We start from the raw sequence: 19,637 nt of genomic DNA on the forward strand, positions 1-19,637 counted from the left end.
AATTAAGCAGATTTAACAGCAGCGATTAATTCTGCTTGACGTTGTTTCAACGCTTCAGGTAAACGATCACCAAGTTTGTTGAACAATTCAGTGTGGCTTTCAAGTTCTTTGATCCATTGATCTTTATCTTGAGCAGTCACAAGGTCAAATTGTTCTTTAGTGAAATCAGAACCTGTCCAGTTCAATTGTTCGTAAGTTGGAACTAAACCGATTGGTGTTTCAACCGCAGTTGCACGACCTTCACAACGATCAATGATCCACTCAAGAACACGCATGTTTTGACCGAAACCAGGCCATACGAAGTTGCCTTCAGCATCGCGACGGAACCAGTTTACGTTGTAGATGCCAGGAAGTTTGTTGCCTGCAGCTTCAGCTTTAACAGCAACTTGCTCGCCCATTTCTAACCAATGAGAGAAGTAGTCCGCCATGTTGTAGCCAGCAAATGGAAGCATCGCGAACGGGTCACGACGTACAACACCTTGTTGACCAACAGCAGCAGCAGTGGTTTCAGAGCCCATAGTCGCAGCTTTGTAAACACCGTCAACCCAGTCAAATGCTTCTGAGATAAGAGGCACTGTGTCCGCACGGCGACCACCGAAGATGAACGCAGAAATTGGCACACCTGCTGGATTTTCCCAGTCAGCATCAATAGAAGGGCACTGACCCGCAGATACTGTGAAGCGAGCGTTTGGATGCGCTGCTTTTTCTTCGCCAGTGTGTGGTTGACCTTTCCAGTTAGTTAGGTTTGCAGGTGCTTCTTTAGTTAAGCCTTCCCACCAAACTTCGCCATTGTCAGTCACAGCAACGTTAGTATAGATCACGTCTTTGTGAAGTGTCGCCATACAGTTCGGGTTAGTCTTAGTATTTGTACCAGGTGCTACACCGAAGAAACCTGCTTCAGGGTTGATTGCGTATAGACGACCGTCTTCACCTGGTTTGATCCAAGCAATATCGTCACCTACAGTTTCAATCTTCCAACCTTCGTAGCCTGCTGGTGGAATCAACATTGCGAAGTTTGTTTTACCACAAGCAGATGGGAATGCAGCTGCGATGTAGTGCTTTTCGCCTTGTGGGTTTGTCACGCCAAGAACAAGCATGTGCTCAGCTAACCAACCTTGTTGACGACCCATGTAAGATGCAATACGTAACGCTAGGCATTTTTTACCTAACAATGCGTTACCGCCGTAACCAGAACCGAATGACCAGATTTCACGTGTTTCTGGGTAATGCACGATCCATTTGTCTGGGTTGCAAGGCCAAGCAACGTCTTTTTGACCCTCTTCAAGCGGTGCGCCCACAGTGTGTACACATGGAACATATTCGCCATCAGTACCCAGAACGTCATAAACCGCTTTACCCATACGCGCCATTTTAGACATGCTAACAGCAACGTAAGGAGAATCTGTTAATTCGATACCAATGTGAGCAATATGAGAACCTAAAGGACCCATAGAGAAAGGAACAACGTACAAAGTACGACCTTTCATAGAACCATCAAACAAACCGTTTAGGCGAGCGCGCATTTCAGCAGGCGCTTCCCAGTTGTTTGTTGCACCAGCATCTTCTTTGTTCTCTGAACAAATAAAGGTACGACCTTCAACACGAGCAACGTCAGAAGGATCAGAATTTGCAAGATAAGAACCAGGATGAGTTTCTTGGTTAAGCGCTTGCATTGTGCCGTTAGCGATCATCAAGTCGATATAACGTTGATATTCTTCTGCGCTACCGTCACACCATTCAATTTTTGCTGGTTTTGTTAATTTAGCAATCTCTTCCACCCAAGCAATAAGCTTAGGGTGACGAACGAATTCTGGTGCGTTCACTTGGGTCATGGTGAGGCCTATCTCAAATGTGTACAAATGGATGTACAAAGTACAATCTCGACAATAAAAGTATTGCCGAGATGAATATGAAAAAAAGTGGCTGTATTAAAGCATAAAATGACAAAAAAAATAAGACTAAAGCCGTAGTGGTTTTATTTTGGCATTTGATGCTATTTAAATAATAAAACGTTATAAAACATAACATTAATATAAATATACTTGTGATTTTATTCTATTTATTTAAGTGATGATTACTATTTTTTTAACTAATAATTATAAAAATTAGTGATTTAGGTTTAAATTTCAAATAGGATCTATTATCGATTAAACAAATGCTCGTGATTTGTATTTTACATAAACCTACTATTATTTGTTTGATAATTAGACAAAATGCCAATAGAAGTTTGAAAATGTAGAAAAAATGGCAAATGAAGCGCGTCCACTGTCTATTATATATAACCGTCAATCTGGATTTCATCAAGAAAATTCAGCTTTGACCGACGCTGATATTATTCAACAATTCACCAAACATGGTTTTGATACAAAAACCTATGAAATTCATGCTTATAACTCCATGAAAATGCTGATGCAAGAAGTGATTGGACGTCATCAAGCATATCTAGATCAAGGAATTGTGGTTGCTGCTGGTGGGGATGGAACGCTCAATAGTGTGGCAAAATATTTGCTGCATCAAAAAATTGCCATGGGCATTATTCCCTTAGGTACATTTAACTATGTTGCGCGCGTCTTAAAAATTCCAATTGATATCGAACAAGCGATTCAAGTGATTATTCAAGGGCAGAATAAAAGTATTCATGTGGCGCAAATCAATGAAGAAATTTACTTAAATAATGCTAGTTTAGGCTTATATCCTTTATTTATTAAAAGAAGAGAAGTTTACAATCAGCGTTTTGGACGCTTTGCTTTTCATGCCTATAGTTCAGCTTTAGATGTCCTCATTCGTGACCGTAAAGAACTTAAACTTGAAATATGGATTGATCACAAGAAATATCCGGTAAAAACCCCTTTAATCTTTTTTGGCAATAATCAGTTGCAATTGGCAGATTTACGCATGCGAATTGCAGACGCAGCAGAGCAAGGCAAAGTGGCGGGTGTAGTGGTCGCTAAAAGTGATAAAGTGAATTTGTTTCGTATACTATTTCAGCTTATTAAAGGTCAAATTGACCAAGCGAAGGATGTCTATAGTTTTTCTGCAGCGCATGTTGAAATTCGATCTAAACGCGACACATTTACTGTCGCTTTAGATGGTGAGCTCGTGGAAATGCATACACCTCTGCATATTCGAGTGCTTAAAAACAGTTTGATGGTGAGGGTGCCAGAATGATCCTACATCTATCTGATCTACATTTTGGTACGGAAAAGCCCGAATGCCTTGTTGCAATTCAACGCTTATGTGCCGAACAGCAACCCGAAGCTGTGGTCGTGAGTGGAGATCTCACCCAGCGCGCTAGATTTCACCAATTTTATCAATGCAGAAAGTTTTTAGACAGTTTAAATGTGCCTTGTTTGATTGTGCCAGGTAATCATGATATCCCACTCTATAATGTGTGGAGTCGGCTTTTTGAACCTTTTAGTCGGTATCATTTATTGTTTGGTCAAACAGAAAAAGTGTTAGAAACCCAAAATTTTTATATGATCGGGGTGAATACCATTCGCAGACGGCATCACACCAAAGGTGCTTTATCGCTGTCACAAATTCATGAGATTGATTTTAAATTACAACAAGCGCCGATAGATAAACTGAAGATTATTGTGGCGCATCAACCTTTTTATGTCACCGATCATCACAAACGCGCCATTAAAGATTGTCCGCGTATGGCAAAAATTGCCCTAGAGACTTGGACAAAGCATGGATTATTTGCGCTTCTACATGGACATTTGCATCAATCGGCCGTGTATGACTTAAATCAGGTGTTTCAGTTGGGCTTGGGGCAACCGATTTATGATGTGCATGCAGGAACAGCAACGTCCTATCGCTTACATAAAGGACAGCCGAATGGCTTAAATATCATTCATGCAAATGGTCGGATGGATGAATATCTTTTTAATGAAGCCTCACAAAATTTTGAGCTCAATCAAAATTTGCTTAAATAACAGTCAGAAATGGCATTTCAGTGCAAAAAATTTAAAAAAAAATGAATATTTTTAATTTTTGCCCTTGAAGCGATTTATTCCATCTCCATAAAAGTGACATCAAACAATTTTGATGATGACCAATGGAATTACTAAGTCCTCATCATATATCTAAAAAAGACTTAGTCTAATGGAGTTTAATATGAGCAACATTCGTCCGTTACATGACCGCGTTGTGATTCGTCGTGTTGAAGAAGAAACTAAAACAGCTGGCGGTATTTTACTTCCGGGTTCTGCTTCTGAGAAACCAGCACAAGGTGAAATCATTGCTGTAGGTAATGGTCAAATCACTGACAATGGCGTACGTGCTTTAGATGTGAAAGTTGGCGATAAAGTATTGTTCGGTACATACGCGGGTACAACTGTAAAAGTTGACGGTGAAGAACTTCTTATTATGAAAGAATCTGACATTTTAGCCGTATTGGGCGCTTAAGCTTCGCTAAATCAGTCTTATTTTTTCAACTTAGTTTTAAAGATATTAAAAAAAATTGGAGTCAAAAATGTCAGCTAAAGACGTAAAATTTGGTGATTCAGCACGTTCAAAAATGATCGCTGGTGTCAACATTCTTGCAGACGCAGTAAAAGTGACTTTAGGACCTAAAGGTCGTAACGTTGTGATCGACCGTTCTTTCGGTTCACCACACATCACTAAAGATGGTGTGACTGTTGCTAAAGAAATCACGCTAAAAGACAAATTTGAAAACATGGGTGCGCAACTTGTTCGCGAAGTGTCTTCAAAAACCAATGACATCGCAGGTGATGGTACAACAACTGCAACTGTATTGGCGCAAGCAATTCTGAACGAAGGTATCAAGTCAGTGACTGCGGGTATGAACCCAATGGACTTGAAACGCGGTATCGATATTGCGGTTAAATCTTTAGTTGCTGAAATTAAAGCAACAGCTCAACCTGCGTCTGACTCTAAAGCAATCGAACAAGTGGGTTCGATCTCTGCAAACTCTGATACGACTGTTGGTAAATTGATTGCGCAAGCAATGGAAAAAGTCGGCAAAGAAGGCGTGATTACGGTTGAGGAAGGTTCAGGCTTCGAAGATTCGCTTGATGTTGTAGAAGGTATGCAGTTTGACCGTGGTTATATCTCACCATACTTCGCAAACAAACAAGATACTTTGACTGCAGAACTTGAAAATCCATTCATTCTTCTTGTAGATAAAAAAATCAGCAACATCCGTGAATTGATTACTGTGCTTGAAGCTGTTGCAAAAACAGGCAAACCACTTTTAATCATCGCTGAAGATGTTGAAGGCGAAGCGCTTGCAACTTTAGTTGTAAATAATATGCGCGGTATTATCAAAGTATGTGCTGTTAAAGCACCTGGCTTTGGCGACCGTCGTAAAGCAATGCTTCAAGACATCGCGATCTTGACTGGCGGTACTGTGATTTCTGAAGAAATCGGTATGCAGTTAGATCAAACAACACTTGAACATTTAGGTACTGCACACAAAGTGACTGTATCTAAAGAAAATACAGTGATTGTTGATGGTGCGGGTAATGCAGCTCAAATCTCTGAACGTGTTCAACAGATTCGCGCGCAAATCGAAGAATCAACGTCTGAATACGACAAAGAAAAACTTCAAGAACGCGTTGCTAAATTAGCAGGCGGTGTTGCGGTCATTAAAATCGGTGCGGCAACTGAAGTTGAAATGAAAGAGAAAAAAGACCGTGTTGATGATGCGCTTCATGCGACGCGTGCTGCGGTTGAAGAAGGTGTTGTTGCAGGTGGTGGTGTTGCGCTTGTACGTGCAGCAAAAGTACTTGATAACGTGACTGGCGCGAATGATGACCAAAATGTAGGTATCAACATTCTTCGTCGTGCAATTGAAGCACCACTTCGTCAAATCGTATCAAATGCGGGTGATGAGCCTTCAGTTGTGATCAATGCTGTTAAAAATGGTGAAGGTAACTTCGGCTACAACGCAGCAACTGGCGAATATGGCGATATGCTTGAAATGGGTATTCTTGACCCTGCAAAAGTAACACGTTCTGCACTTGAGCATGCTGCTTCTGTTGCTGCATTAATGTTGACAACTGAATGTATGATTACTGATATCCCAGAAGATAAACCTGCAATGCCTGATATGGGCGGCATGGGTGGTATGGGCGGCATGATGTAATCATCCCTCAACCATAAAAAATCCCCGTATCATGCGGGGATTTTTTTATTCTTAGATTAGCATTTGAAGTGCAACACCATGTTGTTGCCATAATACCTGACTCGGACTTTTAAAGCCGAGTCTTTTTCTTGGACGATGATTGATACGGGCTGTTATTTCTGAAATATATTCGTCCGTATACTGATTTAAGTCACTTCCTTTTCTAATGTATTGTCTGACTAAGCCATTAGTATTTTCATTCGTACCTCGCTGCCAAGCGCTATAAGGATCTGCGAAATACCAATCTATTTCTAATGCTTGAGCAGCATATTCATGCAGACTAAACTCCTTACCATTATCTGCGGTAATCGTTTTGAGTTGATGCTTAATTGGCTCAAGTAAACTGATCGTTGTTTGGTAAACTTCCTCTGCTTTGCATGAGCTACACTTCTTCAACCACAAATAACCTGTCTTGCGATCTACAATTGAGACCAATGATTGCTGATGATTCTTACCCACAATCGTATCTATCTCTAGATCACCAAAACGATGACGCTGTTCAATCTCAATCGGTCTATCATGAATGCTTTTACGATTAGCCAGCTGACCACGAGTTTCAGGAGAGCCGTATTTCCTCTTTCTTTGATTTCTGAACCGTAGATGATGAAAGAGAGTACCGCCCTTATTTTTATCCTGTCGTATTAAACGATAAATTGAATGCAGGCTGACTGAAACACGAGAAGCAATCTGTTCAGGACTCCATTGAAGTTCAAGATAAAAGATGACATGTGCCCATATTTTATCAGGGATTCTTTTAGGATTAGAGCAATGGCGTCTTCGAGCGAGTTTACTGGCATGCTTAGCGAAATAACCATTTCTAGCTCGATTACGATTGATTTCTCTAGAAATAGTGGAAGGTGAACGATTCAGTCTCCAAGCAATATAACGTTTAGAAAATCCTTCACGTAACAATGTAGAAATCTGATATCTTTCTTCTTGAGTAAGATGAGTATAGTTCATGATGCAACTTTGACTTTGGTCGGTCGGAAGCAAAAGGCTAGCTCATCTTGCTTCTTTCCAATAATTTAATCTCTGTTGCACTTCATTTGAGAATCTAAGATTTTAAATTAACCCGAATCCTGTTTAAGCCAATGATTTCATAATTTGAATTTTTGGCTTATTTTGATGGGTGAGTTGATATGCACATAACGATGCGTAAATCCCACTTAAAAAGCCTGCCATACTTCTGGCTTTACTCGTCACCAAATTGTATTGACCTTTCAATAAGCTGAATAACGTTTCTATTTTATTGCGCTGTTTCAAATGATATTCGTCTGATTCAGAGAGTTGTATAGCCTGCATGTTTTTTCGATGATAAGTAATTAAATCAATATCTTGAGATTTCAACCTACTTTTTAAATCTTGGCTGATATAGCCACGATCCGCGTAAAGCTTAGCTTCTAAGCCGTCAACTAAATGCTCAACCATTCTTATGTCAGCCACATGTCTGTTGGATAATGCTGAACAAACTATTTCTCCAAGTTGATTCATCACAACATGTAATTTACAGCCATAGAACCAGCCCATTGAGCTTTTACCACGAGATGCAATTTTAGATAATGATTTATGGCGTTGAATACGCTGATTTTTACAGACAGGTAAAGTGGTTGAATCAATCCATAAATATTGGCTACGTTGAGCTTTCATTACAGCTACATGTAAAGCATGTAGTGCTAATTGATGCATATTAATCAGGTGAATCATCCGTTGATAACAGGGTAAGCTCTTAAATAAATGACTTTTATCCTGTTTCAGCCATGAAAAAAATGCTTTGAAATTATTGAAGTGAGAACACTTATACCAAATGGCGATAAAACTAATTTCCGAGATAGTCAGTTGGGCAGTTCGAATTCTTACAGAATGAGAACTCTGTTTGAGAAATGTCCAATAAGTTGCTTCAAATTTAATAAAGAAATCATCAATTACGCAAAATAATTCGGTACTATTAAACATCAGGACTAGAGTTGTGAGTTTTGTGTGGTAACTCAACTGATGGCTCTAGTCCTCATGTTTTTCAAGTCAATTTCTTATCCGCGATTCGGGTTAAATTAATATAATTATAAAGCGCTAATTGATCGAATTGTTACACTTTTCAAATATAAAAAAATCATAAGAGTTCCACTTATCTGTATAAGTAGTGCCAAAAATAATTTTTTAAAATCATGTAAGTAGTTGAAAATAATATAAATAATATATTATTGATTCTACGTTTATATAATTGATAGTACCTTAAAAAAACAAAATAAAAAAAGATGAGTCATTTTGTTTTAAATAATGTTGGTTTTTTGTTAAAAATAACATAATATTTGATCAAAAGATGCTTGATAATTTTTGATTATGAAAAGTTTGAATAAAATAGAAGAAGGTGTGTATCAAGATAGTGAGTTAATCTTGATACAAAGAAAAGAACTTCAAAGGCTATACAGAAAACTTAGAGACTATGAAGAGTTAATTCAATCTTACGAAGCAAAACAACAGAGTTTAGCTTCATCTAATGTTATCAATAAATTTAAGATAGATTAATAAATTCATTCACTAGCTGTTCAACTAATTTTCGCTGATTCGTATTGAGTTGGCTAACTTTTGATAAAAATTCTAAATTTTCAGTCATCTGTTTATTTTGAGAACTTTCTATAATTGGGCTCACATCACCGAATCTTAACCATTGACTGGATACATCCAACCAATTGGAGAGTAAGGATAATTTGTCCTGATTAGGTATAGCCTTGCCTAATAACCAGTTATTCGCAGATTGAACCGATACAGGCGTACCGTCATAACGGTCATTAAAGTGCTTCGATAGATAAGTAGGGCTTATCGGATGACTGCCTGACCGAAGCGCTTGTTTCAAACGCTCAGAAAATAACTTCTTTTCTTGTTCACTGCTCATATTTAGCTACTAAAAAATAGATGGAGAATATTCAGTTTAGAAAGTGTCACGTGAACATTTCACTAAATTTGAATTTCCGTAAGTTTAGTTAAGCTACTCAAAAAAAACAATTGTGGTTGTGTGAATGCGGGTGGGTATTTTAGCATGTTACTGAATTTAAATAAAATATTTAAAAAAATAAGTTTTTATTTTTCTCTTTAATTTAATTAAAGAAATAAAAAGTGAAAGCATAAATATCAATTAAAAATTGATATTTATTGTCGTTAGGTGGCTTTCTGGTGTGTGCTAATCTTCACAATCGAACAAAATCCCGGCACAATAAACTATTATTTTAAATTTTAATCAAATTTTGATTGATTTGTAAGTTTGTGTTTGGTTATTATCTCTACATCCACCAGAGGGTTGGCGTAAAAGCCTATGAAAATAGGTTTTATTGCTTTCGCTGGTTTACATGGTCCTAGGGTAAACCAGTCTTTTTATAAAAAAATCGGAGATATCTATGAAGCTAAATACAGCTTTTAAACTTTCAACTTTAGCATTGGCTTTGGCATCTACATCTTCAGTATTTGCTGCAACACTAGATACATCAGAGTTAGGTAACGATATTTGGACAGATCCTAGAGGTCCAGAAGTAGGTAATATAGATCCTTCTTTATATCAATATGTTGATGTGGGTACTGGTACTGAAGCTAAGTCTACTCAAGGTAATCCTCAACAAAATAACCTTACATCATGGTATTCAATTGTTGATAAAGACGGTAACGTAATCCAAGAAATTATTAAAATTGAAACTCCAAAAGGTGCTGATTCTAAAACTTATAATTTTTATGATGTGACAAACCAAATTGATCGTCAAAAATGGTTAGATGGAAATAAGCAAAGCATTGATAGTTTAACAGCTGTAGATGCAGATCATCAAAATTTCTTATCTGGTATAGCTGGCTTAGATTACAACCAAATTTTAGAAATTCTGACAGTTCCTGAAACAGATTTAAAAAATTATACTGCTGAACAAATTAAGGCAGTGAAAGATGCTTACAACGCCAATAAGGATCTAGCTAGTAACGATAAACTTACAGATCGTGATGTGCTTGAGTCAGGTCTATTACCAACAAACCTTGGCGGTGTAACAGGTAATAAGACTGACAAAACAAACACTTTATCTACTGTGAAACGTTTAGATTCTACTTATTTAGAATATGCTGAACTTGCAAAAGAGAAAGTTGAAATTACATCAGACTTTGGTAATTTAACAGATAAAGATGTTCAAGACCCTCAGGTTTGGTTGACAATTAACACACCTGTTACAGGTACTATTGAAACAACTTATGACCGTGGTGTAATCAACGGTATTATTAATACTGATAAAAAAGGCCACTTAAATAATTCTAACAAATACGTTAAGCATTTCAGTAATTTATTTGATAAAGATGCAAAAGTAACTGATAACGTTTATGGTTTAGTGGCTTCTGAAGTTAAAACAGTTACTACTAATGGTACTGAAACTAAGGCAGAAATCGATCGTTATACTGCAGTTACACAAGCAGGCGTAGTTGTTTCTGATGAAATTGCTAACACTCAGACTGTTATTACATCTGAAGGTATCACTACTGGTAAGTTAACAGTTGGCGGCGTAGATGTGGGTTCTGCATTAGGTAATGCAGCTGCTTTAGGTGGATTGAGTAAGGAACAACTGGATTCAATTATCGACGGTGGTGAGCAAATTGCATCTAATACGGCAGCCATTGCTGATCTTCAAACTGAAGTTTCGAACTTAGATACTAAAGTTGACACGGAAGTTGCTCGTTTAGATGGAGAAGTAGAGCGTCTTGATGGTCGTATTGATCGTGAACTTGCTGCAAATGCCACTGCCTCAACAGAGTATACAGATAAGAAAGCGATCGAAACTTTAGCTGCAGCAGATACAGCTGCTAAAGCTGAAGATGCCAAAACGTTAACTGCTGCACAAGACTTTGCAAAAACTGAAGATGCTAAAACGCTTAAATCTGCACAGGACTTTGCTAAATCTGAAGATGCCAAAACTTTAGCTGCTGCAAATGACTATACTGATGCTGCTGTTGCAGGTTTCAATACGCGTGTTGGTCAATTAAACAACCGTATTGATGATGTTGAAAAAACTGCGTACCGTGGTATCGCAATCGCGTTGGCTGCTCAACAACAAGTTCCTAATATCGGGGCGGGTCAATTTGCAGTATTTGGTGGTGTAGGTCACTATGAAGGCGAAACTGCTGGTGCTTTAGGTGTTGCTAGTGTATTTGCTGATGGCCGTACCTCTGTAAGTGCTGCACTTGGTGTTGCTGGTGGCAGCGAAGTTGGTGGTCGTGTAGGCGTTGCATACGTATTTGGCGGTAAATAATTATTTACCTCTGAATGAATAAAAAATCCCCGCATCATGCGGGGATTTTTTATTCAGGTTGTTTAATCAATTTATAATTTAAATTTGAGTCAATTTTATTTCCAGTTTCTAGTTCACGCGCTTCTACGAAGTTTTCACCGACTAAGAATTTACGATTTTCCGCTTTATCATCTAGGCTAATGATAGAGGGATTTTGTGCATCAAAACTAAAGCTGCCTTTTACTTCAAATTCATTTTTCGCTTTCGTTCCTAAATACTCTTGATTTAATTCATAGGTTTTATCGGCATTAAGCTGTAATTCAATTTGAATACCTTCGCAATCTGCACAAGGGAACACACCCTCATATTCACCGACCCAATTTAAATTGGTTTCGGTGCTATTCATGCGTGTGGGCAGTGATTTGCTTTGCTCGGAGGTTGATGTTGACTGCTCTAATTCGCTTTCTTTCAGTGGTGCTGAACCATTATTTTGTGAACACGCAATCAATAATAAAGTCGCGAGACCAAGGGCTGAAAACTTAAAGATCTGATTCATACGATTCGTTCCTTTCTATCATATGCCTCACTTAAACAGGATCAGTCTTTGTGAAAAAGAAGCTTCTTGTAAGATTGTTTAACATTGAGTTAATGGCTTTATCGTTTTTGAGAGAGATAAATTTTAGAAAAAAGCAGAAAATGAAATACAAATATAAAGATGTGAAATGTTGTCATTAAGCACATAAAAATAATCAGTAGGGGGATTTATCTTTCAACTGGGAATTATAGTGAGCTGGCTTATGATTTAAATATTGCTGAAAATTGAGCATGCTAGGTCATATTGAGTCTATTCATCTTCTCAAGATTTTAAGCTCATCAGTCCAATATTCTCGTTCATATAAAAACCGCAAAACTCTGATCTAAACATTAATCATCTAGATCGGAGGTCAGTCCACCTAAGCTTTGACATGCGGCTTTGTACAATTCATATTGCTGCTCAACCACTTCAGTGAGTGAAATTTCAAGCTCAGAATCACCATCCTTATAATGCTGCACATAGTTTTCAGCTTTGGCTTTGCTGCTAAATAAAGATTGCTGATAATACTGAGTGACGCCACCATGAGACATTTGTGAATTTTCGATTTTAGAACAATGAAATTGGGAAAGTAACTGCTCGGCATGATTTAAATCACGAGAAAAGCAACCTGTCAGAATGAGCATGAAGCACAGTACTGTCAAAGCTTTCATAAGAATTTTAGTGGTTTCGAAGATCGTGATTATTCTATGTTAAAAAACCTTTATCTCAGCGAAAAAATAAACCAGATGGTCAAAAAATAGCAAAATAGAGATTTAGTTCAATATTTTTCTTTGAGTCTATTGTTTGGAAATATAGGTGGATTTGACCTTTAGCCAGAGTGGCTAGATCAATTATTGCTTATAAACTGCTGAATAATAAAAAGCAGCCAGAACTAAACAATAAGGCTAAAACAATGCGATTAAAGAGTATTTCTGAAATTTTATAAAATAGTCTTGCACCTAAAATTGCGGGAACACTCACAAAAATGATTAACACCGCCATATAGGAGAGATGCGATAGATTGATTGTACTTTGCAATACATAGGTAATTAAAGTAAATACCTGAATTGCAAAATTAAAATGTCTTAAGATATAGCGTTGTTGATTTTTAGGTAGTTGCTTTAGCATGACCCATGCCGAAGGTACGGCGCCACAAAATCCGCCAAGTCCACCCAAAATCCCACCGATAAATCCAATGATGCTGTCAATTGTTTTGCCAGATTTTTTAATCATATTGAGCTGAGGATTAAACAACATAATCGGACACCAAGTCAGTAAGAAAAGACCTAAGAGTATTTTGAAGGTATCGGCTTGAATGATGTGTAAAAGATAGCTGCCAAGTGGCACACCAATTAAGCCTGCGACAATATAAGGAATGACTAATTTTTTTGACAGGGACGGATGATTTTTTTCTTGAAGTAAGGAGATGATATGACTCCATACAGATGCAAAAACCAAAAGTGGAGCAGCTAATTGTGGGGAAAGAATCCACACCCAAAAAGACATCGCCACTAGGGCAAATGCAAAACCCGTTAAACCTTGCACGAAACCGGCGCAAGCGGCACCCATAATAAAGATTAACCAAGTCATAAACAGGTTCTTGAAATGAATCACAATATTTTAAATGAATATGGTGATGAAGATGTCTGTTAGTTTAGCTGAATTTCTGCAGGTCTATGCCAAAGAAGCGTTAAACAAATGCAAGAATCAATGGTCACTCTTTATAAAACACCAATAAATCACAACAACAGTGCAACACAGGCTTCGTGCGTTCACCATTAATTCGGTCAATACTGAACTTGGATATTCAAAAGGTGATAAAAATGATGAAAAAAGTGATATTACTTTCGGTATTGGCTGTGTCTATGACAGGCTGTATGGTTGATCCTTGGGATGATGATTCTCGTCATCGCCAAGACCGCAACGGTCATTATGATCGACATGACAAGGATCGAGATTGGAAAAACAAAGACCACCGTGATTGGAAGAATAAAGATCATCGTGACTGGAAAGACGGTCGAGCTAAACACGATGCACGACCTGATCGTTAATTCTTCTATTTACCCAAGCTCAATTTTGCTGTCTTGAACTAAAAAAGGATTCTTTAAAAGAATCCTTTTTGCTTTTTATACATTGGAACTTTTTTGATACAACCCTGCACGAACCATACCTGCTTTGGTGTTTTTAATTAATCGCCATGAATTTGGTAAATTGAGTGTAGATAAGTCACGATCTGCTTCAACATAAATAAAAGCATCTGGCTTGATGAGTGCATCTGCCTGTTCGGCGAGCGTTTGCCATAAATCTAAACTATAGGGCGGGTCAAGAAACACCAAATCAAACTGTTCTTTTAAAGTGGAGATGGCTTGTTGAGCTGTCGTAATTTTAAGTTGAGCACGTGCTTTGGTGACTTTCAATAACTCTAAATTATCTGTTAAAAATTGCGCCTGTGCACGATCAGGTTCAATCATCACCACTTTTGCTGCGCCACGTGATAAAGCTTCAAAAGACAAAGCACCTGAGCCTGTACAGAGATCAAGTACATTGGCATTCTGCACATCCCACATGAGCCAGTTAAATAAGGTTTCACGAACACGATCAGGCGTTGGGCGTAAGCCATCGATACTTGCAAATGCCAACTGACGGCGTTTCCAGTCTCCACCAATAATGCGAAGTTGATTTTTCATGTATTAGACCTATTCGTCATTCACTGCTTGTGAAGCTGTTGCTGTGGTAGAAGATGCTGCATTTGGTGTGGCTTGAGTTGTACTACCCGCTGTTGCATTTGGATTGATAGGCGTGTTCCCATTAGGTAATTCACTCGGTTTAAGACCCGCAGTCATAAGACCACCACTGACTTGTCCTGCAGCAGGCTTAATTGGATTCTTTTTACGGGTTAATAACCAATAATCGAAAATAGGTTTAGCAATTTGTGCTGCCGAACCACCATGACGCCCATTTTCCCAAACCACCGCAATTGAGATTTCAGGATCTTCCGAAGGTGCAAAGCCTACAAATAAGCCATGATCGAGTTGGCGTTCAGAGAGTAGTGCTTCGTTATAGCGTTTACCCTGTGCAATACTTTTGACTTGCGCAGTACCGGTTTTACCAGCAATCGAATACATTGAGGTGCGAATACCACGACCGGTACCCGAGTTAATCACATCGACCATGGCCTCACGCATTTTGACCCAATCTTCAGGTTTGCCATTAAATTGGATATGACCATTTGGCGCATTATGCACGGTGTGTAATTTGGCGCCCTTACTCTCACGTAGCACGTGTGGCGTGATATGTGCACCTTGATTCGCAGTAATTGCAGTTGCCATCGCCAATTGCAATGGCGTCGCTGTGAATGCACCTTGTCCAATACTTACAGAAATCGTTTCACCGCGTAGCCACTTAGAATTACGGGTACGCATTTTCCACTCAGGATTTGGATAGAGTCCTGAACTTTCACTTGGTAAATCCACACCCGTTTTTTCACCAAAACCAAATTGGCGCATCCACGTGTTCATTTTATCAATGCCCATACGATAAGACATGACATAGAAGAAGGTGTCACAGGACACCACTTGCGCTTTATGCAGGTTTACCGCGCCATGACCGGTCTTCTTATGGTCACGGAAACGATGGCTATCACCGGGAAGGGTGAAATAACCGGGGTCGGAAATCGCAGTATTCCAATCCACATAACCATAATGCAAGCCGCCCATACCAAACATGGGCTTAATAGTTGAACCGGGTGGATATGCCCCTTGTACGGCACGGTTATAAAGTGGTTGATCGAGATTGTCTCTTAACGCGCTATAGTCTTTGGTGCTAATACCCGTCACAAACAAATTGGGATTAAAACTTGGGCTTGAAACAAGCGCTAAAATTTCGCCCGTTTTTGGGTTCATGGCTACAATTGCACCACGACGACCTGCGAGCTGCTCAGACGCAACCACTTGTAAGCCATAATCTAACGATAAGAATAAATCATTGCCACGCACCGGGTCTTTACGCCCTAAATTACGTAATACATTACCAAAGGCATCGGCTTCGACAGATTCATTGCCGGGCATACCATGTAATAAATCTTCATAAGATTTTTCAACGCCAATTTTACCAATTAGGTTGGTACCAGCGTATAAATCTTTATCAATACTTTTCAGTTCTTTATCGTTAATACGTCCCACATAGCCAATCACATGCGCAAACAGTTCACCATGCGGATAATAACGCGTCATTTGGGTGTCAATATTGACCCCCGGAAATTGGTATTTTACTTCGCTAAAACGCGCAATATCATTTTCATTGAGGTTGAGCTTAATTGTCACTCGCTCAGTTTTACGTGATGCTTTAATGCGAGTCTGAAAACGCTCAATATCTTCTTCTGTAAGCTCTAAAATCGGGGTTAAGCGTTTAATGGTGGCATCAATATCAGGCACATCCGCACGGCTTAATGTGGCAGTGAAGACCGGATAATTATCGGCAAGTAAAATACCATTGCGATCATAAATATAACCACGTGCAGGCGCTAAAGGCTGCAAACGAATGCGGTTTTTATCAGATGCAGTGCTAAAAGTTTCATAATTGAAAATTTGCAAATAGGCATATCGACTCACCAACAGCAGCATCAATACAATCACCGTCACGATCGAAAAAATCACCCGATTGCGGTAAATGCGCTTTTCTTCTTGTCCATTTTTTAAAGGAAAATGCTGCTTCATACGCGATCGACTTAAGACCTGTGAGTAGGGATGTGTTGAAGTGGCATATTCTAACGCAACTACTGTGTTTTTGATATTCAAAAACCGCGATACAGAGGAGTCCGATTAAACTTTGACTTTGTAGACATTAAAATTATAAAGACATGTATATGAGGTCGGTTAGATTTCTGATACAGTCAAAATGAATAAAAAAGGACGCAAGTCCAAAAACAAAAAATTAAGGATGATGGTGACAATAATGTTTAAGTTATACCCTTTGCTTGCATGCGCAGTGCTGAGCAGTGTGGCACACGCAGGTGATTTTAAAAGTCCCCTTGAGGCAAAGTTAAGCAAGAATGACGCTCAAACGTGGAACGTAGGGGCAGGCTTTACCCAGAAATTATTGCATGCCAATGCAGAGTGGGTGAATCCTTATGGGATTGCTTATGTGAAAGGTGGTGTTTTCTTAAATGACGATCATAACATTGGTGGTCAATTGGGATTTAGACATCCCGTCCATCTGACAGGTAAAGACAAAAATGGGTATTATGTCGGGGCATATGCAGGACATATTGAAACGCGGCCAGTGAATGGCGAGCATGAAGCACGTTTAGGTGGGGGAATTGACCTTGCCTATGTCTTACTCAGCCCAGAACGGATCAGTAGTTTTAGTATCGGCCTTGGTGCAGGCGAAGAGCTTAAAAATAGTGAGGGGAAGGTGGTTGCAGAAACTGAACCTAGGCTACAATTCTCCTATACTTTAAGTATCGGTTTATAGACAGAATATTGACAGAATTTTTAACGCATACCGTGATCAAAAAATTAAATATGGAAGTGATAGATGCTTGAGTATGTCAACGAGTTGTGGCAAATCTTTTTGAATCGCCCGGATTTTTGGGCAGTGCTCAGCATTATTCCCGTCACCGCTTTTGTTACCTGGGCCCATGTGTGGATGGCGCTCAAGATGGTCTTTTATCCTATTCATTTCTGGGGTTTCCATCTCGGTGCAATTCCTGTGGGTTGGCAGGGCATTGTGCCGCGTAAAGCGGGACGCATTTCAGGAATTATTACCGATAACACTTTGTCTAAGTTGGGATCGTTGCGTGAGTTTTTGGACGCGATGGATCCGCAAGATATGGCGCGGATTATTGGTGAACAAGTCGGTTTTGAACTTGAGCATTTAATTGATGAAGTCATGATGGATCGCAATGCGGTGCTTTGGGAAAATTTACCATTTTCCATTAAACGCCGTATTTATGGTCAAGCGCATAAACAAATGCCAGAAATTTTACGTGAATTGGTGACAGAATTGACCATGAACGTAGAATCGTTGGTTGATATGCGTGACATGGTTGTGCGTCAAATGGAAGGCGACCGTAAACTGATGGTGCGCATGTTCCTAAAAGTCGGTCAAAAAGAAATTAATTTTATTTGGCACATTAGTGCACTCATTGGTATGTTCTTTGGTGTATTCCAAATGATAGTGTGGTTTGTGGTGCCATGGCATTGGACAGTTCCGTTTTGGGCAGCTATTTGGGGCTTCTTGACCAACTGGATCGCGATCTGGATGGTGTTCAATCCACTTGATCCACATCCAGTTAAATTTCCACAATTCTTTGCACGTACGGAAAGTCGTAAATTTCCGTGGCTTAAACCTGTCATTCCTCGTATTGGCACCTATAACATACAAGGTGCATTTATGAAACGTCAGGAAGAAGTCTCTGAAGTTTTCGCAAGAGTGGTGACAGAAGATTTAATTACGTTAAAATCAATTATGACTGAAATGATGTACGGTGGTAAAAAAGACAAAACACGCCGTATTGTCAAACGTCATATTAACGAAATTATGGAAACACCACTGGTTCGCACCTCTTTGCAGCTATCTTTAGGTCCAAAAGAGTACGCAAAACTCAAGACAGACTTGATCGATCGCTCAATTGAAATTACGATGGTGCCTGTATGCGACCCAGCGTTCAATGCGAGCCGTGCACAGAAAATCTTTCAAATGTTTAGAGAGCGAATTTTGGAGCTTACGCCCCGAGAATTTCAAAATCTATTGCGTCCTGCATTTCAGGAAGATGAGTGGATTCTGATTTTACTTGGTGGTGTCACTGGCTTTATCGCAGGACTTATCCATTTGTTTGTGGCTTTCTTATAATGAGATGCCGGGGGACACAATCCATTGATTGTGGTCGTGGCGTCATACAAATTGTTTAAATGAGGATGTTTATATATGCGCATTATTTTACTCGGACCACCTGGAGCAGGTAAAGGTACACAAGCTCAGTTGATCTGTAAGCGCTACAATGTCCCACAAATTTCAACCGGTGATATGCTCCGTGCTGCAATTCGTGAAGGAACTGAATTAGGTCTACAAGCTAAAAGTGTCATGGACAATGGCGGTTTGGTTTCTGATGAATTAATCATTGGTTTAGTGAAAGAGCGTATTGCACAACCTGATTGTGTAAACGGCTGTATTTTTGATGGTTTCCCACGTACGATTCCACAAGCTGAGGCGTTGGAAAATGAAGGCATTAATATCGATCACGTGATTGAAATTGATGTACCTGACGAAGAAATCGTGCAACGTTTATCTGGTCGTCGTCAACATCCAGCGTCTGGTCGTGTGTATCACATTGTTTACAACCCACCTAAAGTGGAAGGTAAAGATGATGAAACTGGGGAAGATTTGGTTCAACGTCCAGATGACCAAGAAGCAACAATTCGTAAACGTTTAGGTTCTTATCACACTGAAACTGAGCAATTGGTCGGTTTCTACCAAGGTCGCGCAGCGTCTGGTGAAAATGCGCCAACTTACGATAAATTGAATGGTCTACGTCCAATCGAAGAAGTTCAAACCGATCTTTTCGCGATTCTAGATCAATCAAAATAATCTCAAACAGATTATTTTGACATTCAAAGAGCCCTAAGTCATATTGGGGCTCTTTTGTTTTTTATGCTTTTAAGGATTT

General features: G+C 39.2%; 18 protein-coding genes. 9 read left to right on the top strand and 9 right to left on the bottom strand.

The features are described from left to right. Positions 1 to 2: 2 nt before the first annotated feature. Positions 3 to 1,832 (bottom strand): phosphoenolpyruvate carboxykinase (GTP), encoded by a 1,830-nt coding sequence (locus tag GFH30_RS03990; RefSeq protein WP_153371010.1) that lies wholly within the window; start codon positions 1,830 to 1,832, stop codon positions 3 to 5. Positions 1,833 to 2,244: 412 nt separating this feature from the next. Between GFH30_RS03990 and GFH30_RS03995 the strand changes: the two genes are divergently transcribed. From GFH30_RS03995 to groL, 4 genes are all read left to right on the top strand, one after another. Further along, positions 2,245 to 3,168, top strand: a complete 924-nt coding sequence (locus GFH30_RS03995; RefSeq protein WP_153371011.1) for a diacylglycerol/lipid kinase family protein — start codon at positions 2,245 to 2,247, stop codon at positions 3,166 to 3,168. Further along, positions 3,165 to 3,938, top strand: a complete 774-nt coding sequence (locus GFH30_RS04000) for a metallophosphoesterase family protein (RefSeq protein ID WP_153371012.1) — start codon at positions 3,165 to 3,167, stop codon at positions 3,936 to 3,938. The genes GFH30_RS03995 and GFH30_RS04000 overlap by 4 nt, the downstream gene beginning before the upstream one ends. 181 nt (positions 3,939 to 4,119) lie before the next feature. Further along, positions 4,120 to 4,410, top strand: coding sequence for a co-chaperone GroES (locus GFH30_RS04005; RefSeq protein WP_153371013.1), 291 nt, complete (start codon positions 4,120 to 4,122; stop codon positions 4,408 to 4,410). Between the two features lie 67 nt (positions 4,411 to 4,477). After that, positions 4,478 to 6,112, top strand: coding sequence for a chaperonin GroEL (gene groL / locus GFH30_RS04010; protein WP_153371014.1), 1,635 nt, complete (start codon positions 4,478 to 4,480; stop codon positions 6,110 to 6,112). Positions 6,113 to 6,163: 51 nt separating this feature from the next. On the opposite strand, the gene GFH30_RS04015 is transcribed toward groL, so the two are convergent. From GFH30_RS04015 to GFH30_RS04025, 3 genes are all read right to left on the bottom strand, one after another. Then, entirely contained in the window at positions 6,164 to 7,111 is a 948-nt protein-coding gene (locus GFH30_RS04015) for an IS30 family transposase (RefSeq protein WP_153371015.1), read from the bottom strand. Between the two features lie 123 nt (positions 7,112 to 7,234). After that, complete coding sequence (locus GFH30_RS04020) at positions 7,235 to 8,104, bottom strand: IS982 family transposase (protein ID WP_153371016.1); 870 nt, start codon at positions 8,102 to 8,104, stop codon at positions 7,235 to 7,237. 556 nt (positions 8,105 to 8,660) lie between these two features. Then, the gene (locus tag GFH30_RS04025) at positions 8,661 to 9,041 is read right to left on the bottom strand and encodes a hypothetical protein (protein WP_153371017.1); all 381 of its coding nucleotides are present in this window, start codon (positions 9,039 to 9,041) and stop codon (positions 8,661 to 8,663) included. A 499-nt stretch (positions 9,042 to 9,540) separates the two neighbouring features. On the opposite strand from GFH30_RS04025, the gene GFH30_RS04030 reads away from it, so the two are divergent. After that, positions 9,541 to 11,418, top strand: a complete 1,878-nt coding sequence (locus GFH30_RS04030) for a YadA C-terminal domain-containing protein (protein WP_153371018.1) — start codon at positions 9,541 to 9,543, stop codon at positions 11,416 to 11,418. 49 nt (positions 11,419 to 11,467) lie between these two features. Here GFH30_RS04030 and GFH30_RS04035 read toward each other — a convergent pair whose 3' ends face one another. The 3 genes from GFH30_RS04035 to GFH30_RS04045 form a co-directional block, all read right to left on the bottom strand. Then, positions 11,468 to 11,953: a copper resistance protein NlpE gene (locus tag GFH30_RS04035; protein ID WP_153371019.1), complete on the bottom strand. Its 486-nt coding sequence runs from the start codon at positions 11,951 to 11,953 to the stop codon at positions 11,468 to 11,470. A gap of 368 nt (positions 11,954 to 12,321) precedes the next feature. Further along, positions 12,322 to 12,642: a hypothetical protein gene (locus GFH30_RS04040; RefSeq protein ID WP_153371020.1), complete on the bottom strand. Its 321-nt coding sequence runs from the start codon at positions 12,640 to 12,642 to the stop codon at positions 12,322 to 12,324. A 187-nt stretch (positions 12,643 to 12,829) separates the two neighbouring features. Continuing rightward, positions 12,830 to 13,561, bottom strand: a complete 732-nt coding sequence (locus GFH30_RS04045) for a sulfite exporter TauE/SafE family protein (protein ID WP_153371021.1) — start codon at positions 13,559 to 13,561, stop codon at positions 12,830 to 12,832. 233 nt (positions 13,562 to 13,794) lie between these two features. Between GFH30_RS04045 and GFH30_RS04050 the strand changes: the two genes are divergently transcribed. Continuing rightward, a complete protein-coding gene (locus tag GFH30_RS04050; RefSeq protein ID WP_153371022.1) occupies positions 13,795 to 14,022 on the top strand; it encodes a hypothetical protein in 228 nt (75 codons plus the stop codon). 75 nt (positions 14,023 to 14,097) lie between these two features. On the opposite strand, the gene rsmD is transcribed toward GFH30_RS04050, so the two are convergent. Continuing rightward, on the bottom strand, positions 14,098 to 14,658 hold the full coding sequence (gene rsmD / locus GFH30_RS04055; protein WP_153371023.1) for a 16S rRNA (guanine(966)-N(2))-methyltransferase RsmD: 561 nt from the start codon (positions 14,656 to 14,658) through the stop codon (positions 14,098 to 14,100). Positions 14,659 to 14,667: 9 nt separating this feature from the next. Continuing rightward, complete coding sequence (mrdA, locus tag GFH30_RS04060) at positions 14,668 to 16,686, bottom strand: penicillin-binding protein 2 (protein WP_153371024.1); 2,019 nt, start codon at positions 16,684 to 16,686, stop codon at positions 14,668 to 14,670. Between the two features lie 238 nt (positions 16,687 to 16,924). Here mrdA and GFH30_RS04065 point away from each other — a divergent pair, with 238 nt between their 5' ends. The 3 genes from GFH30_RS04065 (at position 16,925) to adk (ending at position 19,558) form a co-directional block, all read left to right on the top strand. Then, positions 16,925 to 17,443 (top strand): hypothetical protein, encoded by a 519-nt coding sequence (locus GFH30_RS04065; protein ID WP_153371025.1) that lies wholly within the window; start codon positions 16,925 to 16,927, stop codon positions 17,441 to 17,443. Positions 17,444 to 17,506: 63 nt separating this feature from the next. Beyond that, the gene (locus tag GFH30_RS04070) at positions 17,507 to 18,823 is read left to right on the top strand and encodes a hypothetical protein (protein ID WP_153371026.1); all 1,317 of its coding nucleotides are present in this window, start codon (positions 17,507 to 17,509) and stop codon (positions 18,821 to 18,823) included. Positions 18,824 to 18,898: 75 nt separating this feature from the next. Further along, complete coding sequence (gene adk, locus GFH30_RS04075; RefSeq protein ID WP_153371027.1) at positions 18,899 to 19,558, top strand: adenylate kinase; 660 nt, start codon at positions 18,899 to 18,901, stop codon at positions 19,556 to 19,558. Positions 19,559 to 19,637 lie beyond the last annotated feature (79 nt).

The organism is Acinetobacter wanghuae, from assembly GCF_009557235.1.
Taxonomy (GTDB): domain Bacteria; phylum Pseudomonadota; class Gammaproteobacteria; order Pseudomonadales; family Moraxellaceae; genus Acinetobacter; species Acinetobacter wanghuae.